The sequence below is a fragment of the Nocardiopsis lucentensis DSM 44048 genome, assembly GCF_000341125.1.
Classification (GTDB): domain Bacteria; phylum Actinomycetota; class Actinomycetes; order Streptosporangiales; family Streptosporangiaceae; genus Nocardiopsis; species Nocardiopsis lucentensis.
The window spans coordinates 1-6,206 of sequence record NZ_ANBC01000324.1 but is presented as its reverse complement, the minus strand read 5'-3'; the positions used below and the strand labels follow the sequence as shown (position 1 = coordinate 6,206).

The 6,206-nt window shown below is 72.2% G+C and carries 6 protein-coding genes; 5 read left to right on the top strand and 1 reads right to left on the bottom strand.

Annotated elements, in window-relative coordinates; all coding sequences use genetic code 11:
* The 5 genes from D471_RS33990 to egtD form a co-directional block, all read left to right on the top strand.
* Positions 1-824, top strand: an 824-nt coding sequence (locus tag D471_RS33990) for an ABC transporter ATP-binding protein (RefSeq protein WP_017598758.1), incomplete at its 5' end; no start/stop codon positions are given.
* Positions 825-1,553: 729 nt separating this feature from the next.
* Positions 1,554-2,855, top strand: a complete 1,302-nt coding sequence (egtA, locus tag D471_RS0111515) for an ergothioneine biosynthesis glutamate--cysteine ligase EgtA (protein ID WP_017598757.1) — start codon at positions 1,554-1,556, stop codon at positions 2,853-2,855.
* Positions 2,852-4,207 (top strand): ergothioneine biosynthesis protein EgtB, encoded by a 1,356-nt coding sequence (gene egtB / locus D471_RS0111510; RefSeq protein WP_017598756.1) that lies wholly within the window; start codon positions 2,852-2,854, stop codon positions 4,205-4,207. The genes egtA and egtB overlap by 4 nt, the downstream gene beginning before the upstream one ends.
* Positions 4,207-4,962, top strand: coding sequence for an ergothioneine biosynthesis protein EgtC (gene egtC, locus D471_RS0111505; RefSeq protein WP_017598755.1), 756 nt, complete (start codon positions 4,207-4,209; stop codon positions 4,960-4,962). The genes egtB and egtC overlap by 1 nt, the downstream gene beginning before the upstream one ends.
* Positions 4,963-5,018: 56 nt before the next feature.
* The gene (gene egtD / locus D471_RS0111500) at positions 5,019-5,993 is read left to right on the top strand and encodes an L-histidine N(alpha)-methyltransferase (RefSeq protein WP_017598754.1); all 975 of its coding nucleotides are present in this window, start codon (positions 5,019-5,021) and stop codon (positions 5,991-5,993) included.
* 4 nt (positions 5,994-5,997) lie between these two features.
* Here the strand turns inward: egtD and D471_RS33985 are convergent.
* A partial coding sequence (locus D471_RS33985) for a VIT1/CCC1 transporter family protein (RefSeq protein ID WP_040689271.1) occupies positions 5,998-6,206 on the bottom strand: 209 nt, incomplete at its 5' end.

Below are 6,206 nucleotides of genomic sequence, written 5' to 3'. Positions count from 1 at the left end.
CCTACGGCAGCCGTCACCTGCGCGGTTTCCGACGCAGGGTCCAGCTGGTGCAGCAGGACCCGACCGGGTCGCTCAACCCGCGCCGCACCGTGTACGAGGCGGTCGCCGAGGGGTTGCGCGTTCATGAGGGAACCACCGCCGAGGAGGCGGAGAGAGTCGCACGGGCGCTGGCCCGCGCCGGGCTGAGGCCACCGGAGCGGTTCCTGGCGCGCTACCCGCACGAGTTGTCGGGGGGTCAGCGTCAGCGCGTCGTCATCGCGGGAGCGCTGGTCCTGGAACCGGAGGTCCTGGTGGCCGACGAACCGGTGGCCTCCCTGGACGCCTCCGTGCGGGGGGAAATCCTGCGCCTGCTGCTGGACCTGCGTTCAGAGCTGGGGCTGTCGGCCCTGGTCGCCACCCATGACCTGGGCCTGGCGTGGAACATCGCCGATCGCGTCGCCGTGATGTACCTCGGCAGGGTGGTCGAGATGGGCGGGGTGGAGGAGGTGCTCGCCGCGCCCTCCCACCCCTACACCCGGGCCCTGCTGTCGGTGCTGCCCGAGACCGACGGCGAGCCGACGGTGCTGTCGGGGGAGCCCCCCGACCCCGCGCACGTCCCCTCGGGGTGCCGCTTCCACCCGCGCTGCCCGGTGCTGGCCTCGGGGGAGGCGGAGCGGGCGGGGGTGGCCGACCGGTGCCGGACGGTGGATCCCGCGGTCCTCAAGGGCGGTACCGCGCCGGAGGCGTCGGTCGAGGACGATGGCACGCACCGGGCCGCCTGCCACTGGGTCGCCGACGGCCATGGTCGCATGTGGTCACCGGGGCGCGCCGAAGCGGTGGAATAGCGCCCGGGGGACCCCGGTTCTGGGCGGACACGGCTACGCGGAACTCCGCCACCGACGGCACCACGAGCGCCCGGACCGCCCTTCCCCGGGCGCCCGCCCCGGCGCGCTGTCCACCGAGCGCGACTTCTGTCCCGGCCGGGAACTGGACCTGGACGCCTACCTGGAGCGGGTCGGGTCGGCGGGAGACCCGCCCCGACCCTCGAGACCCTGCGGGCCCCGCACCGTGCCCACTCGGCCGCGATCCCGGCCGAGAACCTCCAGATCGTCCTCACCCGCCGATCCTCCTCGACGTGGCCGCTCTGACGGACGAGACGGTCCGGCGGCGCCAGGGCGGGTACTGCCATCCACCACCCGACCACCCGCCCCCGCCCGCCTTTCGCTGGGCGGTTGACGGCGCAGGTCAGAGGAGGCGCCCATCGGGGAGGGCGACCGCGTACCGGGCGAGGCGTTCGACGTCAGGCTCGATGCCGGGGAACGGGCCGTGGCTGAGCAGCGGCTCAGGGACTTCACCAAGAAGTGAGGTGGGTCACACGCGCGGCGGGTGTGCCCTCCGCACCCATCACGACACCCGGAGTCACCAGTGCCGTCGTAGGGGACATAACTTCATGCTCCTGGCGTACGTGGATTGTTCATCTGATTTCTGGTCGTTTCCTATGTTCGACCTCACTGACTCATGGGCAGGACCTTTGAGGTGTCACCCGAGGCGCGGGGTATCGAGAGGGGCGTCCCATGGCACGTATCACCACGGACGACGTACACGGCTACATCAACGGGGTCTGCTTCAAGACCGGGCCGCCCGGCAAGGTCGGAGCCGAGACCGAATGGCTCGTCACCGATCCCGCCCGCCCGACCGAACCCGTCCACCTCGACCGCCTCACGGAGGCGTTGGACACGACCGGAACCCTGCCCGCGGGAAGCCGGATCACCTTCGAACCCGGCGGGCAGCTCGAACTCAGCTCGGCCGTCCGGCCAGGCCCCGCCAAGGTGTACGAGGCCCTGGCCGCGGACCTGGCCCACGTCGGCAAGAACCTCGGCGAGGCCGGACTCCAACTGTCCGGGGCCGCACTCGACCCGGTCCGCCCGCCCCTGCGCCAGCTCCGTTCGGCCCGCTACACCGCGATGGAGCGCTTCTTCACCAACCACCGCCAGCCCAGCGGCCGCACCATGATGTGCAGCACCGCCTCCGTCCAGGTGTGTCTGGACACCGGAGCCGACGCCGCCGACCTGCGCGCCCGTTGGGAGCTCACCCACCGCCTCGGTCCGGTTCTGGTCGCGGCGTTCGCCAACTCCGCGTTCTGGCGCGGACGCCCGACCGGCTGGAAGTCCACCCGATGGGCGATCTGGGCGGCCACCGACGCCTCCCGCACCCGGCCGGTCCTCGACCTCGGCGACCGCTCCGACCCCGCCACCGCGTGGGCCGAGTACGCGCTGGCCGCCAAGGTCATGGCGGTCCCCGAGACCCCCGAAGGCGACGGCCACTGGATCGCTGACCCCGGCTGCACCCTCGCCGAGTGGATCGGTGGTCTGGGTCCCCGCCCCGCCACCCTCGTTGACCTGGAGTTCCACCTCAGTACGCTCTTCCCGCCGGTGCGCCCCCGCGGCTGGTGGGAGCTGCGCATGATCGACGCGCTTCCCCACCGTTGGTGGCCCGTCCCGATGGCGCTGACCGCCGCCCTGTTCGACGACCCCGTGGCCCGCGCCACCGCGGAAGAGGCCACGGAACGGCTCTGCGGGGGCCGTGCCCCCGGCCCCCGCCTGTGGCTCACGTCGGCGCAGCGCGGCGTCGCCGACCCAGAGATCGCCGCCTGCGCCCAGGCCTGCTTCGACGCGGGTGTTCGCGCTCTGCCCCGCATGGGCGCGGCGGACCTGGCCTCCCTCGTCGATGACTACGCGGACCGGTACACACGGCGCGGGCTGTCCCCGGCCGACGCCGGCCCGTGGGTTCCCGGCCCCCGTAGCGCGGGAACCGGGACGTCCGGGACGGGTCCGGACCCGGCACACCACTCCGAGTCACGTGGAGGAGCACGGTGAACCACGAACAGGAGCGCGCCAAGGAGCGCATCGCCGTCGAGCTCGAACGGAGCCGCCGGCGCAGCAACGGTCTGACACTCGATGCCCTGAACGACGAGGGGCTGATCGCCCAGCACTCCAAACTCATGTCGCCGCTGGTCTGGGACCTGGCGCATATCGGCAACTACGAGGAGCAGTGGCTGCTGCGGGCCGCGGGCGGCCGCGAGGCGCTGCGTCCCGACATCGACCACCTCTACGACGCCTTCGAGAACCCGCGCGCCGAACGGGTCACCCTGCCGCTGCTCACACCGGACGAGGCCGCCGAGTACAACGACCGGGTGCGCGACGAGGTGCTCGAGGTCCTGGACAAGGCCGACATCGCCCCCGTCGGCATACCCCGCCAGCGCGAGGGCTCCGACGGCTACCGTGCCCTGCTCGACGCGGGGTTCGTCTTCCACATGGTCATCCAGCACGAACACCAGCACGACGAGACCATGCTCGCCACCCACCAGCTGCGCAAGGGCGAGCCCGTGCTCCTGGACGGCTCCGGAGGGGTGGCCGCCCTGAGCCCGCCCACGGAGGCGGAGGTGCTCGTGCCGGCCGGGCCGTTCACCATGGGCGCCGCCGACGATCCGTGGGCCTACGACAACGAGCGCCCCGCCCACACGGTCGACCTGCCCGCCTACTGGATCGACACCCGTCCCGTCACCAACGCGGAGTACCTGGGGTTCATGGCCGACGGCGGATACCAGACCAGGCACTGGTGGACCCGTGAGGGATGGGAGTGGCAGCGCCGCCGCAACGCCGTCTCCCCGGCCTTTTGGACCCGTGAGGGCCAGGACTGGTCACGCCGCAGGTTCGGCCGCCACGAGATGGTGCCGCCGGAGGAACCCGTGCAGCACGTCAGTTTCCACGAGGCCCAGGCCTACGCGCGCTGGGCGGGCAAGCGCCTGCCCACCGAGGCGGAGTGGGAGAAGGCAGCCCGGTTCGACCCGGAGACGGGGCGGTCGACGCGCTATCCGTGGGGCGACGACGAACCCGGGATCCGCCACGCCAACCTGGGCCAGCGCCGGCTCGGCCCCTCACCGGCCGGACGCCACCCCGACGGCGCCTCCCCGCTGGGTGTGCAGCAGCTGATCGGCGACGTGTGGGAGTGGACGTCCACGACCTTCGACGGGTACCCGGGGTTCCGGGCCTTCCCGTACCGGGAGTACTCCGAGGTGTTCTTCAACGAGGGGTACAAGGTGCTCCGCGGCGGTTCCTGGGCCACCCATCCCACCGCCGTGCGCTCGACCTTCCGGAACTGGGCCCATCCGATCCGGCGGCAGATCTTCAGTGGCTTCCGCTGCGCCCGCGACGCGGAGTCCGACTGATGTGCCGCCACCTCGCCTACCTGGGGCCGCCGCGCACGGTGCACGAGCTGCTGTACGCGGCGCCCCACTCGCTCCACGCGCAGTCCTGGGCGCCGCGCATGCAACGGCACGGCACCGTCAACGCCGACGGCTTCGGCGTCGGCTGGTATCCCCCGCGGGTCACGGCCGGGGGCCCGCCACCGGAACCGCTGCGCTACCGGCGCGCCATGCCCATCTGGGGTGACGCCTCCTTCTCCGACGCCGCCCGGTCCATCACCTCCGGGTGCGTGGTGGCGGCCGTACGCGACGCCACCACGGGGTTCGGCTCCGAGGAGTCGGGTGCCCAGCCCTTCCGCGCCGACCGGCTGCTGTTCAGCCACAACGGGGCGGTCAAGGACGACGAGGCACTCACCGCCGCGCTCGCCACGCCCCTACCCGCCGGTGCCCTGGACGCCCGCTCCCCCGTGGACTCGGCGCCGCTGTTCGCGCACACCGTCCGACTGTGGCGGGCGTCAGGGGACCTCGCGGGAACACTCGCCGCCGTGGTCGGCCACGCCCGCGAGCATTCCGAGGGCCGCTACAACCTGCTCGCCAGCGATGGCGAGTCCATCGTCGGGACGGCGTCCGGAGACACCCTGTTCACCTTGCGCGAGCCGTGGGGAGGGGTCTTCCTGGCCTCCGAACCCTTCGACGACGACCCCGGCTGGCACCCGGTCCCCGATGACTCGGTGGTGGTCGCCACGGCGCACGGCACCGAGATCACGCCGCTGCGCTGAGCGGACTCTGGACGACCCCCATCCCGGGTACACCACATAGGGACACAGGAGGCAGTATGTTCCGGATCGACCGAAACTTGACCGCTGACGACCTCGACAAGGCCCTCCGCAGAGACGTGGCCGAGGGGCTCACCGCCCGGCCCAAACAGCTCCCGCCCAAGTGGTTCTACGACGAACGCGGAAGCGCCCTGTTCGAGGAGATCACCGAACTTCCCGAGTACTACCCCACCCGCACCGAACGGTCGATCCTCGAGGAACGCGCCGACGAGATCGCCGACGCGGCCGACGCCGAGGCACTCATCGAGCTCGGTTCCGGCTCCGGTGTGAAGACCCGGCTCCTCCTCGACGCGATGCGCCGCCACGGCCGCCTCACCCGGTTCGTACCCGTCGACGTCAGCGGTGACTTCCTCGCCGCCTCCGCCTCCGGCCTCGCCAAGGACTACCCGGGGCTGGACGTCCACGCCGTCGTCGGCGACTTCGAGGAACACCTCGGCCTACTGCCCGTCAGCGAGGAGGGCGGCCGCCAGATCCTCGCCGTCCTCGGCTCCACCATCGGCAACCAGGACCCCCGCGCCCGGGCCGCCTTCCTCCGCGACATCCGGGGAGTCCTGAGGGCCGGCGACTCCCTCCTGCTCGGGGCCGACCTCGTCAAGGACCCCGTACGCCTGGTCGCCGCCTATGACGACGCCCATGGGGTCACCGCCGCCTTCAACCGCAACGTCCTCTCCGTCATCAACGGGCAGCTGAGCGCCGACTTCGACCCTGGCGCCTTCGACCACGTCGCCCTGTGGAACGCCGAGCAGGAGTGGATCGAGATGCGGCTGCGCTCACGCGTCGACCAGCACGTTCGGGTCGCCGACCTCGACCTGTCCGTCGACTTCGCCGCGGGGGAGGAGATGCGTACCGAGATCTCCGCCAAGTTCCGCCGCGAGAACCTGGGCGGGGAGCTCGTCGCCGCCGGGTTCGCCCCCACACACTGGTGGACCGACCCGGCCGGGGACTTCGCCCTGGCCCTGGCCACCGCCCACTGAGGACTCACAACGCCGTCATCGTCCCCAGGAGGGAGCCGACCAGGTACGTCACCGACATCGCGAACGCCCCGCCCGTCATGGACCGCAGTGCCGCCCGCGACGGCACCGCGCCGCCCAACCGCGCGCTGACGGCACCCAGCGCACCGGTCGCCACCAGGACCGCGACCACCGTGACCGCCAACCGCCACGCGTCCGGACTGAGCAGCATCGCCG